At 68.4% G+C, this 17,180-nt stretch carries 17 protein-coding genes; all 17 read right to left on the bottom strand.

From position 1 onward, the window contains the following. Positions 1-308: DUF3084 domain-containing protein (locus FJX73_07375; GenBank protein MBM3470596.1), on the bottom strand; the 308-nt coding region annotated here is incomplete at its 3' end. After that, positions 191-1,879 (bottom strand): glycosyltransferase family 39 protein, encoded by a 1,689-nt coding sequence (locus FJX73_07370; GenBank protein ID MBM3470595.1) that lies wholly within the window; start codon positions 1,877-1,879, stop codon positions 191-193. The genes FJX73_07375 and FJX73_07370, both read right to left, overlap by 118 nt. After that, complete coding sequence (locus tag FJX73_07365; protein MBM3470594.1) at positions 1,819-2,895, bottom strand: YjgP/YjgQ family permease; 1,077 nt, start codon at positions 2,893-2,895, stop codon at positions 1,819-1,821. The genes FJX73_07370 and FJX73_07365 overlap by 61 nt, the downstream gene beginning before the upstream one ends. Next, complete coding sequence (gene lptB / locus FJX73_07360) at positions 2,895-3,611, bottom strand: LPS export ABC transporter ATP-binding protein (GenBank protein ID MBM3470593.1); 717 nt, start codon at positions 3,609-3,611, stop codon at positions 2,895-2,897. The genes FJX73_07365 and lptB overlap by 1 nt, the downstream gene beginning before the upstream one ends. 10 nt (positions 3,612-3,621) lie before the next feature. Beyond that, positions 3,622-4,455, bottom strand: a complete 834-nt coding sequence (locus FJX73_07355) for a hypothetical protein (protein MBM3470592.1) — start codon at positions 4,453-4,455, stop codon at positions 3,622-3,624. After that, positions 4,445-5,044: an LPS export ABC transporter periplasmic protein LptC gene (gene lptC, locus FJX73_07350; GenBank protein ID MBM3470591.1), complete on the bottom strand. Its 600-nt coding sequence runs from the start codon at positions 5,042-5,044 to the stop codon at positions 4,445-4,447. Before lptC ends, FJX73_07355 begins: the two co-directional genes overlap by 11 nt. Positions 5,045-5,072: 28 nt before the next feature. After that, entirely contained in the window at positions 5,073-6,275 is a 1,203-nt protein-coding gene (locus FJX73_07345; GenBank protein MBM3470590.1) for a lipid-A-disaccharide synthase, read from the bottom strand. After that, entirely contained in the window at positions 6,235-7,074 is an 840-nt protein-coding gene (locus FJX73_07340) for an LpxI family protein (GenBank protein ID MBM3470589.1), read from the bottom strand. The genes FJX73_07345 and FJX73_07340 overlap by 41 nt, the downstream gene beginning before the upstream one ends. Beyond that, positions 7,050-7,880: an acyl-ACP--UDP-N-acetylglucosamine O-acyltransferase gene (gene lpxA / locus FJX73_07335; GenBank protein MBM3470588.1), complete on the bottom strand. Its 831-nt coding sequence runs from the start codon at positions 7,878-7,880 to the stop codon at positions 7,050-7,052. The genes FJX73_07340 and lpxA overlap by 25 nt, the downstream gene beginning before the upstream one ends. Further along, entirely contained in the window at positions 7,867-8,346 is a 480-nt protein-coding gene (gene fabZ / locus FJX73_07330) for a 3-hydroxyacyl-ACP dehydratase FabZ (GenBank protein ID MBM3470587.1), read from the bottom strand. The genes lpxA and fabZ overlap by 14 nt, the downstream gene beginning before the upstream one ends. Positions 8,347-8,356: 10 nt before the next feature. After that, the gene (lpxC, locus tag FJX73_07325; GenBank protein MBM3470586.1) at positions 8,357-9,622 is read right to left on the bottom strand and encodes a UDP-3-O-[3-hydroxymyristoyl] N-acetylglucosamine deacetylase; all 1,266 of its coding nucleotides are present in this window, start codon (positions 9,620-9,622) and stop codon (positions 8,357-8,359) included. A 1,084-nt stretch (positions 9,623-10,706) separates the two neighbouring features. Continuing rightward, the gene (lpxD, locus tag FJX73_07320; protein MBM3470585.1) at positions 10,707-11,747 is read right to left on the bottom strand and encodes a UDP-3-O-(3-hydroxymyristoyl)glucosamine N-acyltransferase; all 1,041 of its coding nucleotides are present in this window, start codon (positions 11,745-11,747) and stop codon (positions 10,707-10,709) included. Positions 11,748-11,774: 27 nt separating this feature from the next. After that, the gene (locus tag FJX73_07315; GenBank protein ID MBM3470584.1) at positions 11,775-12,230 is read right to left on the bottom strand and encodes an OmpH family outer membrane protein; all 456 of its coding nucleotides are present in this window, start codon (positions 12,228-12,230) and stop codon (positions 11,775-11,777) included. Positions 12,231-12,240: 10 nt separating this feature from the next. Continuing rightward, positions 12,241-13,374, bottom strand: a complete 1,134-nt coding sequence (locus FJX73_07310) for a hypothetical protein (protein MBM3470583.1) — start codon at positions 13,372-13,374, stop codon at positions 12,241-12,243. After that, on the bottom strand, positions 13,371-13,820 hold the full coding sequence (locus FJX73_07305; protein ID MBM3470582.1) for an OmpH family outer membrane protein: 450 nt from the start codon (positions 13,818-13,820) through the stop codon (positions 13,371-13,373). Before FJX73_07305 ends, FJX73_07310 begins: the two co-directional genes overlap by 4 nt. 78 nt (positions 13,821-13,898) lie before the next feature. Next, positions 13,899-15,185 carry a hypothetical protein gene (locus FJX73_07300; GenBank protein ID MBM3470581.1) on the bottom strand — a complete coding sequence of 429 codons (1,287 nt, stop codon included), beginning with the start codon at positions 15,183-15,185 and terminating at the stop codon, positions 13,899-13,901. A 20-nt stretch (positions 15,186-15,205) separates the two neighbouring features. Then, positions 15,206-17,104, bottom strand: a complete 1,899-nt coding sequence (locus FJX73_07295) for a hypothetical protein (GenBank protein ID MBM3470580.1) — start codon at positions 17,102-17,104, stop codon at positions 15,206-15,208. Positions 17,105-17,180: the final 76 nt, after the last annotated feature.

Here is a 17,180-nt window from a genome sequence, read left to right as displayed (position 1 = left end):
ACTACCGAGACCAGCGTGATAAGTGTGATCAGCATGCCCGTCGCCACGGCGATCACGTGGGCGGTGTGCCGCGGCCTGAGCCCCAGGACAGTAAGTCGGCGCCGGCCGATCGCCCTGCCGACCATGTTCCCGACGTATGCGACCACTCCGCTGACAACGATCAGCACCGGGATCAGGATCAAACCGACCTTCACTGGGCGCCCTCCCTTCCGGAACACGGCCCGGGCCCTTCCTTCAGGAAGATGCGATACCCGCCGTCCTCCCCCTGCAGACGCGCACCTGCAGGAAGCGACGCCGGGGTCCACCATGACGGCTGATGGGGAGGAACTACGACAAACAGCCGCCTGTGGTCGCAGATCGCCTGCGCCAGATCGCCTGGGCTCTCAATCCAGACTATGCGGCGGCCGGTGTAGAAGCCGAGCGAGGCGGACATGTTCATCTCTACCGCGGCCACCGCATCTGATGGATGAGCCGCCCCGGTTATCGCCCGGGCAATCCGCGGCAGGGGACGATACCGCTCCATGGCCGGGAGCGTCAGGTGAACAAGCACCGGTACCGCGACCACAGGGGTAAGCAGCAGCGCCGCGAGGGCCGGAAGCCGGCGGCGGATCAGCATGAGGCCGGCGGCCAGGAGCGGGCCTGCGGCGAAGACGGCGGCTGCGGCGGCGAGCGGGCCGCGCAGCTCCAGCATCTCGGAGGGAAACTTGGTCCATCCGTGGAGCGCGATCGCCGCCACGAACGCCGCCACGGTCGCTACCAGGAGCCCGGTCGCCGTCCGCATCAGGCCGGGCGTCTGCTCCTCCCAAGACCGCGCAATCCCTATCGCCAGCAACGGGTAGACCGGCAGGACGTAGTTGGGCAGTTTGGTACCGGCCAGTGAGTAGAAGAGCAGCGTGACGCCGCACCAGAGGAGGATCACCTGGCTGCCCAATTCGCTCCGGCGCCTCGCGAGGTAGAGCACCACCGCGGGGAGAAAGGCCGTCCAGGGGAAGGCCCCTACGATAAGGACCGGGACGTAGTACCACCACGGCCCGGGCTGGCTCTCGACCACGCCGAAGAAGCGGTTGAACAGGTAGTAGCCGACCGCGCTCCGTAGAAACGGCTCGCCGTGGCGCAGCGCCTCGATCAGGTACCACGATAGCCCGATCAGGCAGAAGAGGGCCGGACCCACCAGTGGAGTCCTGCGCCAGGCGGACCGGTCGCGCCGGACGAACCACAACCCGACCACGGCCATGGCAGGCAGCAGCAGCCCGATCGGCCCCTTCGTCAGGGTGGCCAGGCCTGCCCACACCCATGCCCACACCGCGGCGCGAGACGAGCCGCTGGTGTACGAGACCAGATACATGTAGAGCGCCAGCACCATGAACAGCACCAGCGTGGGATCGAACACTCCCAGGCGCGACTGGACCAGGAACTGGAAGGTCGTGGCCAGGATCGCCGCGGCAAGCACTCCGGTTGCGGGCCCATAGAACAACCGGGCCAGCAGGAAGGTGACCGCCACCGCGCCGGCGCCGGATATCGCGGACCAGATCCGCACTGTGGCCTCGGTAAACCCGAACGCCCATCCGGTCAGGGCCTGGAGCCAGAAGAACAGCGGAGGATGCACGAACCACGGCCGGCCGTTGCTGTGCAGGGTGATCGGATCGCCCGTTTCCAGGATCTCGCGCGAGACGCCGGCATACTTGGGCTCATCCTGGTCCCAGAGGGATCCCGCGCCGAGGCCGTATCCGAAGAGCAGCAGCGCGGCCAGGGTGACCGCGATCAGCCACCTGTACTCCGCCGCCGCGCTGCGTGCGGGCGGCGCCGCCTGGCCTCCTGTCAGCGGGCGAACCACAGCAGGCAGCCACCGCCGGTTGCCACCATGAGGTTCGGCAGCCATGCGGCCCAGAAGGCAGGGATCTGGCCGCGCTCTCCGAGCGTGATCGTAATGGACATCAGGAGGTAGTAGGCCAGGAGCACCAACACCGTGATGCCCAGGCCCGTGGATCGGCCCGACCGGTGCGGCCGCAGCCCCAGGGGTACTGCCAGCAGAGCGAAGATGAGACTGCTTACCGGAAGGGCCAGCTTTGCCTGGAGGTTGACGGCGTAGCGCACGGCACTCTCCCCGGCGGCTCGGAGGGTGGCGATCTGAGCGCGCAACTCGCCGATCGTCATCTCGCTGGGATCGCGCCGCGGGACCGCGATCTGCTTCGGCGTGCGTGCCAGGGCCACCCGCATCTCGTCGAACGTGGTCGCCACCCCGGAGCCGGCCCCGAGCAGGTACAGGGTCCCCTGCTTCAGGATCCACCCCTGCGGCGCGTAGCGCGCCTGCCCGGCCTCGATCAGGCGCGCCGGCCGGCCGCCCTGGAACTGCGTGATGACCACGCCGTACATCGTGCCGTCACTCGTGTCGAGTTCACGCGCGTAGAACACCGAGTCCACGCCGTCCACCGGCTCGCGGAAGAGCACATGCTGATGGACCGGTCGGGGCTGGGCCTGAACTGCCTCGCTCAGCACCTCGCGGTAGCGCGTCTCAGATCGCGGCACCACCCACTCGCTCATGCCCAGTGACGTCACGGTGATCACCGCGCCCGCGGCCAGCACTGGCAGCGCGATGCGGGCCAGGCTCCAGCCGGTGGTGCGCAGCGCGGTGATCTCGTTGCGATCGCTGAGCCGACCTGTGGCCAGGAGCGTGGCCAGAAGCGTGGCCATCGGCAAACTGTAGACCGCCAGGTACGGCACACGCAGCACCAGGAGGAGCAGGTTGGTTCGGATGGGCACGCCTGAATCGGCCGCCAATCGCGCCAGGAAGAACAGGTGGTTGACCAGCAGCAGCGTGGTGAAGACGGCGACGCCGAACAGGAAGATGCCGCCGACCTCGCGCAGGATGTACCGGTCAATCAGCCGCATCGGCATCAGAGCCGGAACCGCTCGCCCAGGTAGAACCGCCGGGCGTCCTCACTGGCCATTATCTCCTCGGCGGTCCCCGCGAACAGGATGCGGCCTTCGTGGATGATCTCCGAACGGTTGGTGATCGCCAGCGTGTCGCGCACGTTGTGGTCGGTAATCACCACGCCCAACCCGCGGCGGCGCAGGTGCACGACCACCTCCTGGATCTCGGCCACCGACTTCGGGTCCACGCCGGTGAACGGCTCGTCCAGCAGGATGAACGACGGCTCCATGGCAATCACCCGTGCGATCTCCACGCGGCGGCGCTCCCCGCCGGAGAGCGTCGCCCCAAGCTGGTGGCGCAGGCGGGTCAGTTCGAACTCCTCGATCAGCCGTTCCGTGATCTCCTGCCGCACAGCCCTGGGCCTGCCGTTGGCTTCCAGGACCGCGGCGATGTTCTCCTCGACCGTGAGGCCGCGAAACACCGAGGGTTCCTGGCTCAGGTAGCCGATCCCGCGCCGCGCACGCAGGTGAACCGGCAGGTTGGTGATCGGCTGGTCGTCGAGCCAGACATCACCGGCGTCAGGACGGATCAGACCCACCATCATGTAGAAGGTCGTGGTCTTGCCGGCGCCGTTGGGCCCGAGCAGGCCGACGATCTCCCCGCGTTCGACGCTGAGGTCCACGCCGTCCACCACGGCGCGTCGTCCGTAGTGCTTGAAGAGCCCTCTCGCCGCCAGCATCCGGGCGCTCCTAAGGTGGTACGATGTTCAGCCGCGGGGCTCCCCGGGCCGTGATCCTCGTGCCGTCCAGGTCCACGTCAATCTGCTCGGCCGTCAGCCGGTCGCGCCCCCGGTCCACGCGCGCGTCCCCGGTCAGGGTGGCCCTGCCCTCCCGCAGGAAGACGTCCACCCGGCGCGCGCTGCCCGAGAGGTCCCCGCGCCGCAGCCGCGCCGATCCGATCCCGCGCCCGATCTCCTCATCTATCAGGAGCGTGATGAGATCGGCCGTCATCTGGGCATCCCTGAACCTCGCCTCGGGCTCGCCCGTGGCCGCGGCGGTCCGGTTTGAATCATCGTACTCCAGACGCCGGCCAGAGAGCCGCCATTCGCCGCGCAGGAGCGTGACCCCGCCGGTCGCAACGTACCGCCTGGTCTTGAGCGAGCCCTCGACCTCGGGCGCGGTCAGCGTTGCGGTTTGGTCTCCGTGCCCGGTTGTCGCCCTCACAGCACCCCGGGCACGGATGCGATCATCCGCCAGGTGAAACTCGACCGAGTCGGCCCGCACGGCCAGGTTCGCATCGGTGAGCTCGGCGCCGGCCTCCGCGGTCATGACCCGAGTTCGCTGATCATACCGGATGCGGGGCGCCCGGAGAACCGTCGTGCCTCGCGTCGCGACCGCGGGCGCACCCTCTGCGCGCCAGACCCCGCTGCCCTCGTCGTACTCCAGGTAGGTTGCGCCGGCAAGCTCGATGACCGATGCTCCGGTGGATGCCGGTGCATGCGCCCGCCCGACAGGCGTCCACAACACCCAGAGCGCGGCCGCGGCGAAGGCCGCCGCGCACAGGCGGGGAGGGCTACTGCTCAACCGTGACACGGATGTTGCCACTCATCCGGGTGCGCTGCAGCGACACGTCCGCGACCAGATGGTCGCCTTGCACGATCATGCCGGACTGACGCAGCGTCACGCTTCCGGAGGCCTCGATCTGCTGGGTTTTGGGAAACCACCGGACCACGTCGGCCTCCAGCGTCTGCCCCGCGGTCGCCCGCGCGCGCACGCGGCCCGATAGCGTGACGTTGCGCGTGGCCACGTAGAACGTGCCGCGCGGAGCAGAGAAGACAACGGCCGGCTCGCCCGCCTGGAAGTACGTGCCCTCGACCGCGGCAAGCGTGGCCGTGCTGGAGGCGCCGTCCACGGTCACCGACTCCGCGCGGATGTCCCACTGACGGCGGCCCGCGGCGTCAACCGTCGAGATGGCCGTTCCCTCAATCTGAATGGGAGGGAGGTGGCCGGCCCGCGGAGCCGGAGATGGCCGCGCTGTCGGGCTCGCCGCTGGCCCGAGGGCCGAGCCGGAACGGCCGGGCGCGGGCTCGGGTGCCTGCAACAACGCCCAGATGATGAGGGGTACCACGGCGATCCCCAGGCCGATCAATATCCACCGTCCGCCGCGGGACATCGCCGCTACGCCTCCTTGGCCGCCGGATTCATCTTACCGGACGGCTCGACGCGCGTTCAAGGCCGGAGGAGGCAGCCGACAGCACCTCCGCGGCGACGCGCCGCGCGGCACCCGGAGGCCCCAGCGCCTCTGCCAGGGAGCGCAGCCGGGTTGCGATCGCCTCTCGCGCCGGCGCGTCGCGCAGCAACGCCAGGACTGCGCGGCTCATCTCGCCGGAGGTGGCCCGGTGTTGAAGCAGCTCCGGCACGATCTGCTCTCCTGCCATGATGTTGGGAATCGAGACCCACCGCACGTTGAACGCGGCCCGCGCGTACCACCAGGTCGGACGCGAGACGCGGTAGGTAACTACCATTGGCACGCCGAGGATCATCGCCTCGACCGCGGCGGTCCCGGATGCCATCAGCAGCACCGTGCTCGCCGCCATGACATCGCGCGATCCGGGAACGATCGCCACCGGAAGGCCCGACGAAGCAACGGCCGCGGCCAGGCGGCCGCGGAAGGCCGGGGAGGCCTCGGCCATCGCGAACCCCACGCCTGGCAGGGCGGCGCGGATGGCGTGGGCGGCCTCCAGCATGGGCGACAGGAGCGCGTCCAGCTCCAGTCCCCGGCTGCCCGGGAGGAGACCGACCACCGGCGCAGCGGGCGCAATCCCGATCCGGGCCCGCGCGTCTTCAGCCCGGCCGCTCGAGCACGCCAGCCCGGCCGCAGGATGCCCAACGAATGAAACGTCCGCGCTGGCCCGGCGGTAGGCCTCTGCCTCAAACGGGAAGATGGCCAGCAGGCGGGCACCGAGCGCGGCCACGCGGGCGGCTCGATCGCCGCGACGAATCGCGACCATGGGCGGGACATAGTAGACCGCTGGAATGCGTCCCCTGAGCCGCTTCAGCAGCGCCAGGTTGAAGCCAGGAAAATCAATGAGCACCAGTGCATCCGGCGGGTCGGCCACGAGCCGGTCCACGAGCCCGGACAGGCGGCGCAGAAAGGGCGGCAGGCGCCGCGCGGCCTCAAACCAGCCGATGACACCCCAATCGCTGCTGTCCGCGATCAGCGACACCCCCTCCGCCTCCATGTGGCGTCCGCCGATTCCCTGCATGCGCGCCGAGGGGTCCAGCGCGGCGATCTCGCGCGCCAGTTCAGCGCCGTGCAGGTCGCCCGAGACCTCCCCGGCCACCAGGAAGAGCCGGCAGGGCCTAGCTGTGTGCATGGACCGGCGTGCCCAGCCGCGGGGCATCGGCGGCGACCACCGTGATTCCCGCCGCGTCGGCGTCGGCAATCATCCGGTCCCGGTGGATGATCAGCGTGCGGTGTGCGTCAATACCCAACACCCGGGCCGAGGCCTCGCGCATCGTGGTGATCGTATCCGGGCCGACCGCGGGGATGTCGAATCTGGGATCCTGGTCGTTCCGGCTGACCTTCACCACAACCGTTCCCGACGCGATGGCGCCGGCGCGCCGGATCGTGAGATCGGTGCCCTCCGCGGCCTCCACGGCCAGGATGACCCCGCGGCGCACGACCACCGTCTGTCCGACATCCAGGTCCGCGATGCGCCTGGCCACCGACCGCCCAAATCGCAGGTCCTCCTCTTCTTCGGGCGTGGGCGCGCGCGCAGTCAACACGCCCGAGGGGGCCAGCAGATCACCCACGAACAGCGTCTGGTCGAGCAGCTCGATACCCTGTCCTGCCAGCAGCGCGGCCAGATGCCGGAAGAGCGGAACATCACGGCGGTCGCTGGCGCTCGCCATCACGCGCTCCATCATGGCGTCGCCGCGGACCAGCAGCTCCTCCCGGCCGAAGCGGCCGGCGACCAGCACTTCGCGTACGCGGTGGGCCCGGAGCGTCTCGAGCACTTCCTGCAGCGCGCCGGGTGAGCAGCGCTGGTAGTGATCGGCCAGATCCGGCAGGGCCGCCGTTTCGCCGGCGACCTGCACGCACACCAGGGACAGCCCGCGGGACTTGATGGCCCTGGCGATGACCTCGGGGAAGGACCCCGTCCCTGCCAGCAGGCCTACGATTCCGCTCTGGGTTGCCATCGCACTATCCCTCGGGTACGCTCTCTGGCCGACCGGATGAAGGCAAGGAACTCCTGCGCCACAGGGGTGTTGGCCGCTTCGGCCTCGATTGCCCGCAGCGCCTCTTCCATGGTGCGCCGCTCCCTGAAGAACTGCCGGAACACGCGCTGCAGCACGAGCCGGTCGGCCGGGGGCACGCCCTGGCGCTGCAGACCGACCCGATTCAGGCCCACGGCCCGGGCCATGAGCCCGGCGGCCATCACGAACGGCGGCACGTCCTGGCGGGCTCCTGAAAGCCCGGCCAGCATCACCAGCCGGCCGATGCGCACGAACTGGTGCACGCCTGAGAGGCCGCCCAGATAAGCCTGGTCCCCGACGTGGACCCATCCGCCCAGCTGCGTGCCGCTGACGATCGTGGTGTCGCTGCCCACGACGCAGTTGTGGCTCACCCGCACCGAGGACATGATGAAGTTCCTGTCCCCGATGCGCGTCTCGTTTCCCTCGCCGGTGGCGCGTTCGATGCTGCAGAACTCGCTGAGTCTGTTCTCGTCGCCGATGATGACGCGGGTCGGCTCCCCGCGGTAGGTCCTGTCCTGTGGCCTGCTGCCGGCTACCACGTGGGCGGCGAGCACGTTGTCCCGGCCCAGCTCCACGTTGTCGTGAATCACGCAGTGCGGGCCTATCACGGTCCCTGCCCTGATGACGGTATCGGCTCCGACCACGGCGTAGGCACCGATCTCAACGCCCTCTTCCAGGTGGGCGGTAGGATGCACGATCGCGGTCGTATGCACGACGACACCTGCGGAACCGGCGCTAGGATCGCGCATCGTCGTCCACCCGCGGCCCTGTCTGTCCCGCTGCCTCGGCCCCGACCGAGAAGAAGAACGTCAGCGTCCCTTCCGCGACGAGATCGCCGTCCACGCGTGCCTCGGCCCGGACTTTGAGAAACCTGCCCCGTTGCGTGAGGAGGTCCACCCGGACGACCATCTGGTCACCGGGCACGACGCGCCGGCGGAACCGGACGCCGTCTATCGCCCCGAAGTAGGCAATGCGCCCGCGCAGCCGTGGGTCGTCCAGCACCAGGCACGCGGCCACCTGCGCCATCGTCTCGACCACCAGCACGCCGGGCATCACAGGATGGCCTGGGATGTGGCCGACGAAGAACGGCTCGTTGATGGTCACGTTCTTGATCCCGGTGATGCTCTTCCCGGGTTCAATGGTGATGATGCGGTCCACCAGAAGGAAAGGATACCGGTGGGGCATCACCCGCTGTATCTTCTCAATGTCCCACATACTGGCCTCCTCAGGCACCGCGGCCGATGAACCGCTGCTCGATCTCCCGGGCGAGGGCCACGTGCAGCCCGTGCCCGGCACGCACCGCCACGAAGTGCGCGCGCACCGGGCGGCCGAGCAGCGCCAGGTCGCCGATCGCATCGAGGATCTTGTGCCGCGCCATCTCGTTGGGGAACCGCGGCTCGTTCAGAAACCCGTCCGGGCCTATGGCCAGGACCGTCTCCAGCGATACCCCGCGCGCCATCCCTTGGGCCCGCAGGGCCTCGATCTCCGTCACCATGCCCCAGGTACGTGCTGGCGCGATCGAGCCGGCGAAGTCGTCCAGGTCCTCCCGGAACTCGGCCATCTGCGGCGCCATCGAGGCCGCTCCGGCGGTGACCACGTAGGTCATCTGGAACCGTTCGGCGGGCAGGGCCGCGATCATGCTGCCGGCCTCATCCGCCCAGACCGGCTCGCTCAGCACAATCGGCACCCTCGGCCGGTCCTGGTCCACGGTCCCTGCTGCCCCCAGGGCCTCGACGAAGATCAGCGCGCTGCCGTCTCCACAAGGCAACTCCTCTCCTTCCACCTCGACCAGCAGGTTGTCCACCCCCAACCCCGCGGCCGAGGACATGAGGTGCTCAACCGTTGCCACGCGCACGGGTCCGCCCAGCACGACGCTCCGCGCCGTTGCCACTACCTCCTCGAGGCGTGCTGGAATGGGCGTTGCGCCGACCACGTCGGTCCGGAGGAACGCGATGCCCGCGCCGGCAGGAGCCGGCAGCAGACGCGCAACCGCTGGCGCGCCGCTATGGAGGCCGGCCCCCCTGATCGTGACCGGGCGGGCAATCGTCCGCTGGCAGCCGGCGGTGATCATCGCGGCCCAAGCGCCAGCCGGACCGGATAGAACGACCCCGCGACCGGCATGGTCACAAGTACGACGTCCCTGGTTCCGCCCGGCGCCACCGTGAACACCGTGACGGCGCGTTGCTCGCCCGCACGCATCAGGCCGACATCCGTGGGCGTGCCATCTACCAGGAACAGGCCGCGGGCCAGGCCACCGGCGGCCGTGGCCAAGAGCGCGGTGGCCACCTCGCGACCCGTGGGATTGGTCAATCGCAGGCGCACGCGGTAGAGGACGCCGTAGTCGCCCACCAGAGGCTCGCCGGTCCGCACGTCCACCAGGTGCGACATCACGCCCAGGTCGGCCAGGTGCGCGGGTTCGTGTGCAGGTTGCTCCCGGACGATTTCGACTACGGAACCGGGGAATGTGCCCCGAGGGTGCGGGAATGCCCATGTCCCGAGATCCGTGGTCACGGTCCGATCGAGGAGCCAGGGCAACCGCACATGAACCGTGAGGTCCACCGGACCCCCTTCGGTCACCTGGAACTGCATCATGCCTGACACGAGGGCCATCGGGGCAAGCGTGTACGCGGTGAAGGCCGCCTTTCCCCTCGGGGGCACCTCGACGAAGTAACCCCGGCCGGCAAGCAACGCGCTCAGGAATCGCGCGGTTGAGGCAAACCCGACGTGGATCGGATCGGGCGAGGGTCCGGCAATGCCGCTGAGGTAGTGGACGCGGGCCGCGGCCGCGCCTGGGTTTGTCAGCGTGACCTTGAGAACCCGCGCCTGCGATGGCGTGCCGTTCATGTGGTGATAGAGGAGCCGCGCAGGCCTGTCACGGAGCAGGGTTTCCCGGAAGAGCAGGCCGTTGCCCGTGATCGTCTCCGGCCGGTTGCTGACAAGCAGCACCGCTGGGTCCGCCAGCACCAGGGGCTGATTGGCGACCGCCACCGTCACGGTCCCGCGCACCGGTCCACCGTAGGGGCTCCGGATCTCAACCACCACAGGCGTGGTCATCGAGGTCTCCGGCTCCAGGGGCCCCTCGATCGCGATCGGCCCCATCTCCATGATTGCCCCGGGTTCACGCCGGACCGTCTCCTCGAGGCGGCGCCGTATCGCCTCCCGGATGAGGTCCGGGGGAGCCGGGGCTCCGGTGACGGCCACCTCCACGACATGAGGAATCACGCCGGCGGGCGGGCGTACCGAGATGCCCAGCTGGGCGCGGTGGGCTCCCACCCTCAAGGGCACGACCGTGCTGCCCGGATGACGGGCCGTGACGCGCAAGGTACCGGCCACCAGGACCACGTCGGCGACCCGGCGGTCGAAACTGCCCAGCCGGATGTCCCCGGGGATCGCCGCCGAGACCGAGACGATTGCCGTTCCTCCGGGGGAAAGGACCACGCTCGATGGCGCAATCTCGATCGCCGGACGGCCGCGGACCTTCAACTCAGCACCGGCGGGACGGGGGGTTGCGGCTCCGGGAGACCCTAGCAGGAACAGCCCCACGACAAGGGCTGCGCAGGCCGGCCGCAGATGCCTCATCCCCGGCGCTTGCGGGCACCCTGCCGGCGCGAACGCCCGGCGAGCTGTGCCTCGATGGCGGCGACCCGCTCTGCCAGATCCGGAAGCCGCTGGACCGAGGCCATCGCCCGCATCTCCTCGCGGTGATCGCGCGCGGGAAAGCCCGAGACCGTCGCGCCGTCTGGTACGTCCCTGGTCACCCCTGCGCGTGCCAGCACCCGCGCGCCGGCGCCGATCCGCCTGTGATCCACCACGCCCGCCTGACCTGCCAGGACTACGCCGTTCCCGATGGTCACGCTCCCAGAGATGCCTACCTGGGAGACCACCAGCACTCCTTCGCCGATCAGGACGTTGTGGGCCACCTGCACCAGGTTGTCTATCTTCGTTCCCCGACCGATGCGTGTCTCTCCCAGCGTGGCCCGATCCACAGCGGCGTTCGCGCCGATCTCGACGTCGTCCTCGATCACCACGCGGCCGAGGTGGGGCACCTTGAGGTGCGTTCCCTCTTCCGTGGCGTACCCGAAACCGTCACTCCCTATGACCGTGCCACTGTGGATTGTGACGCGGTCGCCAAGCACGCAGTCGGCGTAGATTGTCACGCGGGGATGCAGCAGGCAGTCGGCACCGATCCGAACCCGGGAGCCGATGGTCGTTCCCGCATGCACCGTAGTCCGCGGGCCGATCGCGGCTCCGGAGGCCACCACCACGAAAGGCCCGAGCAGGACATCCGGCCCTATGCTGGCGTCCGGGGCGACAACGGCGCTGGGATGGATCTCCCCCGGTCCCCTCTCCTCCGGCGCGAACGCGGAGAGGACGCGCGCGAATGCCGCGCGCAGATTCACAGAGCGCAGGAATGGCTTGGCAGAGGGGGTCACGGTGCCCGCCACTAGCAGGGCAGCGGCGGGTGAGGCCTCGGCGGCCGAGAGATCCCGCGGATCTGAGACCATCACCAGCGCCCCCGCGTGAGCGTGCGCCAGATCCGTGATCGCGCTGATCTCTATCTCACCGGACCCGACCAGCTCTGCCCGCGCGAGCAGCGCCAGTTGCGCGAGCTTCATGGGAGACTCCCGGCGTCGCCTGGGACGCTACTTCAACCTGTCTATTACTTCCTGCGTAATGTCAACCGTGGTCCCAGGCCTGCTGTAGAAGACCGGACCCTTGAGAATCACGCCGCGCAGGCGCTTCTCCCGAACCACCTGGTGGATGACGTCCCGGACCTCGCGGTTCAGGGAAGCCTCCAGCTCGGCCCGCAACCCCTGGAGCTCACGGAAGTACTGCTGGCGCCGCGCCTCCAGGTCCTCCTTGGAGAGCTGGCCCACGAGCATCTGCAGATCCGTGGTCATCGCGGACTCGCGGTCGTCAATCTCCTTCTGGTAACGGAGCGCCTTGGCGCTCTCGGCCAGGATCCGCGGGCTGTCCACGAGCCCTATCCTCCCGGCCGTGCATCCTGCCGCGCCCGCTGCAAGCACCACCAGGGCCAGGGTCAGCACCGCCGCATGACGATACCTCATGCTCTCTCTCCACCGCCTCATTGCCCGCATCTCCCCATTGTCAAGGACGCCGGATCCGGACGATGACCGACTCCGTCAGGTCCACCGCGGTCGTGCTCGCCAGCACCCGGGTCAGCACCGCGTCAATCTTCTTGTCTTGCGCTACTGCGGCGACCTCGATCTTGATCTCGGCGAGGAGACTGTCCTCTAGTCTGAAGCGCTGGCCGGCAAGCGTCTCCATTTCCTGCCTCAGGCGGGCGGCCTGGGCCTCCATCCTGCGCGCGTACGCTTCCTGCGTTACCCTGATCTGCTGATTGGCCGAGCCGACGAGGAGTTTCCGCCGCTCCTCCACGGCATGGTTCAGCAACTCCTCCCGTGCATGCACCGCGGCCTTCATCTCGGCGTCGGCTTCTTCCTGCTTCGCCTTGATGCGGGCGTTGGCATCATTCTCCAGGGATGCGATCAGTGCCTTGATCTGGGCCTCGGCCTCGGTGGTTCTGGCCTGTTGGAACTCCTCCAGGGCCTTCTCGAGCGCCTGTGCCCTTGCGCGGACCTTCGCGTCGCGCTCCTTGGTGATCCGCTCGGCCTCCTGGGTGAGGCGGCGGGCTTCTTCTTCGCTTGCCACGCCGACCACGTCACCCTTCAGCCGCAGGTTCAGCAACGGAACACGGTACTCGGCCATCGTCGCCAGTTCAAACCGGTCCAGCTCGCGCTGCATCTCGTCGCGCTTGGCCTCGATGACCCGCTGGAGCTCGGCGTTGAGCTGCTTGTGCCGGTCGGCGAGCCTGCCTTCCTGCTCGGCCTTGAGATCGGCGGCGAACGCCTCGATTCGCTGTTTGATCTGCCCTTCGATCGTTGTCAGCTCAGCCCGGTACATCGCCTGCAGCCGTTCCACCTCTGCCCTCAGTTCGGGGCCGAGGTCCACGACAGGGCCCTCTGGCGGGGGCGGCGGGTTCGACAGCCGTACTTGGAGTACGTCCATCTGCTTGGCCAGCGCCTCTATCTCGGGCCACCGGCGATGGGCCCGGAGGGCTCTTCCAAGATCCACGAACCCAACGCGGTAGACCGCCGGGGTGGCGACCGCGGCCGGAGTCGGAGTAGGCGTTGGCGCCCCTCCGCTCTGTGGGCGGCATCCCGTCAGGATCAAGGCCGCCATCAGGCATAGAACGGCGGCCGGGCGCAGGCGCGTGATCACTTGCCCTTTATCACCTTGATGACGGCATCGGTCAGATCGGTCCCGCCGTAGAGCACGACCGAGCGGTCGAGCACCACGGTCACGCCTGCCTGCTTCGCCACGGTCTCGACGGCGGCGCGCAGCTCTTTGTCCAACCCGCCGAGCAGCTCGTTGCGTCTCTCAAGAATCTGCTGCTGGAGCTGGCGGTCGAGCTCCTGGCGCTGGAACGCGGTCATGGTCTTGCTGCGCTCCTTGAACTCGCGCTGCTTGGCCTGGTAGAACTCCTGCAGCGCGCGTTCTGAACTCGCCTTGCGTGGGTGGCTCTCGAGAGCCCGCTGCATCTCGACGTAGCCTACCTCAAACGACTGCCCGAACACCGGCACCTGCCGCTGCACCAGAGCGGCGCCGACAATCACAATCACGGCGATCCCGACGGCCACGATGAGCTTCCGCGCATCTACCCGCATGTAAGACCTCCTTCAAGTGCTGGCACAGGCCCATTGTACCGTACCGTGTCAACGCGACCGGCACGCGGTTCTGCGCCGCTACAGGTTGCTGGCGAGTCGGAGCCAGACCGCGCCGCGGGAGGTCGCCACGGCCTCCCACGACAGGAACTCGTTGATGCGATAGGTCAGCGTCATCTCGACGCGGTCGGACCGGGGCATGAACGTGCCGTGGATGTGCATGTCGGGAGAGAGCCGGTACTGCACGAACGGCTCCAACCCCTCGGACTCAAACCGCGTCAACACGCCCATGGCAAGATCCGTGCCGGCCTGAACCCGCAATCCCGCGGCCCATCTCCAGGCCAGGTTCGACGGAACCAGGGTCATCTCTACGAAGGGTTCCACCGATCCGAACAGTCGCCCGAGCTGGATGCGCACGTCGGGCGCCGGCGCGCTTGTTCCAAAGTTAAGCCGCGCCTCAACGCGCCCGCGGTAGAGCGTTGAATCTGCCACCACGCTGAGGTAGGTGACCTCGGCAATCCGCAGTGTCGGGCTCGCAACGACGCCGTACTGTCGCACCGGAGGATAGGTGCGGAGCTGCTCGCCCACGAGAGACTCCAGCCGCGCGCGTTGCGCCTGGGCAAACGCCACGGGTAGTCCCCTCAACGGCTCTGCCATGGAGGCCACCTGCGGCGCGTGGCTCTCCAGCAGCACGAAGGGAATTGACGAGGACCGGAACCGAACGCCTATGTCGCGGATGACGCGGGTGTCCCTCGCGGTCACAGACACTGCCACTCGCCAGGGAGGATCGCTCTCAATCCGGGCCGTCCCTGTGAACCCCGGGGAGGCTCCCTCGACCAGCTCCGTGATCCTACGCTCGATGATCGGCGCAGCCCACTCCAGGGCTTCCGCGGGCAACCTGGCGACCAGGCCCCGGAGTTCGAGCACCACCGGCTCCAGGGAGGCGCGCACCAGCGGCTGCGCGTCGGGATGCACCCCTGGCAGGGACGTGACCACCGGCACTTCTCCCAGCACCGGCAGCCGTGGCTGCAGTTGGATGCGCACCACCGTTGTGGCGCCGGTCTGGAATCCAAGCCCTACCGTGCGGTAGCCGCGTACCACGCGATCAATGACTTCCCTCAGCACCCCGGCCAGCGCCGCCTCCTGCCGGGCGACCACCTCGCTGTCCCGCCCAAGGAGCAACCGCTCGCTTGCGGTCGTGATCGCCTCAACGATCCGCCGGGCGACCAGCGGGTGGGGATCCCCTCCGTCAACGACCAGGCCGATCTCCACGCGCTGGATGGGGTCTGCGGCACGCGCGGGCACGGCCGCGGCCGCAAGGATGACCACGAGGGCCAGCGGACAACCCAACCGGACGGCGGCGAGCATCCGCCGGACCAGGGAGAAACTCAGAAAGGCTGGCCGATGCTGAGCCAGGTCTGCCGGCCCTCCGGTCCGATGGCGTAGTCTATTCGAATCGGGCCAACGGGCGTGGTGATGCTCATGCCGATACCGTATCCGAAGTGAATGCCCGCTGCGATGGGTGCGCCACCCGCGTCTACGAACACGATGCCGGTGAAGTCCTTGAGCTGCTTGGCAAGACCGCCCAGGGGCGTTCGGTACTCCAGGTTAAGTAGCGCAACATCGGGTCCCCGGTACCGCGCCAGCAGAGCGCCTCTGAAAGTTGACGACCCTCCCAGGACGAATTGCTCCTGTAGCGGCAGGTTGCCGTGGCTCATACCCAGCATCGTACGGCCGACAAACACACCTGAGCCGGCGGGGAAGTACCGGGAGTACTCAAAGGTGTACTTGCCGAACCCGAAGTCGCCTCCCAGCGCCTGGAGCCCGATGTCCATGGCCAGGCTCATCCGGTCGCCCTTGGTGGGCGTGTACCTGTGATCGCGCCGGTCGCGAGCGGCCGCGAGCTGCAGAGCGACGGTTCTCCCGGGGGTGTAGTACGATGGCGGCGGCTTGGGGCACAGCGGATCGTCGGGATTGGTGTCACAGGGCGGCTTGGTCGGATCCAGGGGCAACGGCGTGATCACGGCACGCTCAGAGCGCAGACGCACGGACGCCGTGGTAACCGTATCCAGCGGCCGCGCGAACCCGATCACGCTGCCCAGACGGTTCAGCATGAAACGGGACACTATGGTGCCCCCCGTGTACTCCATGTCCGCGGTGTTGCTCTCGTAGAGCGATACGTCGAGCGCGGTCTGCCTCGCGTCGAACCACGGATCCCGATAGGTGATCGAGAAGTTGCTTGCCGCCGGCCCGGTCAGGGTCGGAACGTTTCGGTCCCCGAGCCCGCGCTCGAACCGCACGGCGATCGTCTGATTCCTGCCCTTCCAGTTCCGCTCGGAGTACTCCAGCAGCCCCACGATCCCGGTACGGTCGCCGTACCCAAGGCCGAAACGGGCCTGCTGTGTCGGCTGCTCCTTCACCTCGATCTCGACGATGACGGTCTCAGGCGTGCTCCCGGGCTGGGGCCGGGCCTGCACGTTCTCGAACAGTTCCAGGCTGAATATCCGCTGGAGGTCCCGGTTCATCTCGTTGATGTTGAAGACCCGATCCTTGCGCACGATCGCTCCCCGATCCACTACGTAGCGCTGGGTCTTGACCAGGCCCTTGTACTGGATGGCCTCGACCCGGCCTTCCGTGATGCGCAGGCGAAGCCGGACATCGCCGTTGGGCGCTATGGCGATGTCGGCGACGCGGGCCAGGACGAACCCGCGCTCCTCGTAGAGCTTCTCGATCGCCCGCGTACCGTCCCGAAGGCGGATGACGTTGAGCACCTCACCCAGCGGGAGGTTCAGTGCCCGAACCAGATCCGGCGTAGGGATCACGGTGTTGCCCTCTATGATGACCTGGGCAATCGCCGGGTTCTCCACCAGCAGGAAGGCAACGCGCACGCCATCCCGGTATGGCTCGACCCGCGCGGTGGCATCGGCAAACCACCCGGTCGCCACAATCGAGGCCACATCGGCCCGCATCCGTTCTTCGGAGAGCAGCTCTCCCACGCGTACCCCTATTGAGTCGAGAACAATCGAGGCCGGCACGCGTTCGAGCCCCCGCACCGCCACGTCCGTTATCTTGGGCGGTAGCGGCGGCGTGGGCACGGGCGTCGGCGACGGAGCTGGGGCCGGCGCGGGCGAGGGAGCGGGTGAAGGCGCGGGTTGGGGGGCGGGTGAGGGGGCGGGCGAAGGAGCAGGTGCAGGCGCGCCCTCGGCCGCGGGCCCGATGACCGGCCCCAAGAAACCTACCACTCCCAGGAACACCGCTGAGACAATCAGTATAGTGCGCAGTCGCAACCGGCGGGGCAATATTCTCCTCCTCTGAGCAGGCGAAACTGCCCGCAGCGTATCATCCGGGTCTACCGGCGCGCAA

This window comes from Armatimonadota bacterium (genome assembly GCA_016869025.1).
Classification (GTDB): Bacteria; Sysuimicrobiota; Sysuimicrobiia; order Sysuimicrobiales; family Humicultoraceae; genus VGFA01.
Note: the sequence above shows the minus strand (reverse complement) of the source record. Positions and strands in the feature narration are given on the sequence as shown.

Coding starts and splice junctions, on each gene's coding strand:
- FJX73_07370 (MBM3470595.1), bottom strand. CDS start 1,879: ATGGCTGCCGAACCTCATGGTGGCAACCGGCGGTGGCTGCCTGCTGTG.
- FJX73_07365 (MBM3470594.1), bottom strand. CDS start 2,895: ATGCCGATGCGGCTGATTGACCGGTACATCCTGCGCGAGGTCGGCGGC.
- lptB (MBM3470593.1), bottom strand. CDS start 3,611: ATGCTGGCGGCGAGAGGGCTCTTCAAGCACTACGGACGACGCGCCGTG.
- lptC (MBM3470591.1), bottom strand. CDS start 5,044: ATGTCCCGCGGCGGACGGTGGATATTGATCGGCCTGGGGATCGCCGTG.
- FJX73_07345 (MBM3470590.1), bottom strand. CDS start 6,275: ATGCCCCGCGGCTGGGCACGCCGGTCCATGCACACAGCTAGGCCCTGC.
- FJX73_07340 (MBM3470589.1), bottom strand. CDS start 7,074: ATGGCAACCCAGAGCGGAATCGTAGGCCTGCTGGCAGGGACGGGGTCC.
- lpxA (MBM3470588.1), bottom strand. CDS start 7,880: ATGCGCGATCCTAGCGCCGGTTCCGCAGGTGTCGTCGTGCATACGACC.
- fabZ (MBM3470587.1), bottom strand. CDS start 8,346: ATGTGGGACATTGAGAAGATACAGCGGGTGATGCCCCACCGGTATCCT.
- lpxC (MBM3470586.1), bottom strand. CDS start 9,622: ATGGGCATTCCCGCACCCTCGGGGCACATTCCCCGGTTCCGTAGTCGA.
- lpxD (MBM3470585.1), bottom strand. CDS start 11,747: ATGAAGCTCGCGCAACTGGCGCTGCTCGCGCGGGCAGAGCTGGTCGGG.
- FJX73_07315 (MBM3470584.1), bottom strand. CDS start 12,230: ATGCGGGCAATGAGGCGGTGGAGAGAGAGCATGAGGTATCGTCATGCG.
- FJX73_07305 (MBM3470582.1), bottom strand. CDS start 13,820: ATGCGGGTAGATGCGCGGAAGCTCATCGTGGCCGTCGGGATCGCCGTG.
- FJX73_07300 (MBM3470581.1), bottom strand. CDS start 15,185: ATGCTCGCCGCCGTCCGGTTGGGTTGTCCGCTGGCCCTCGTGGTCATC.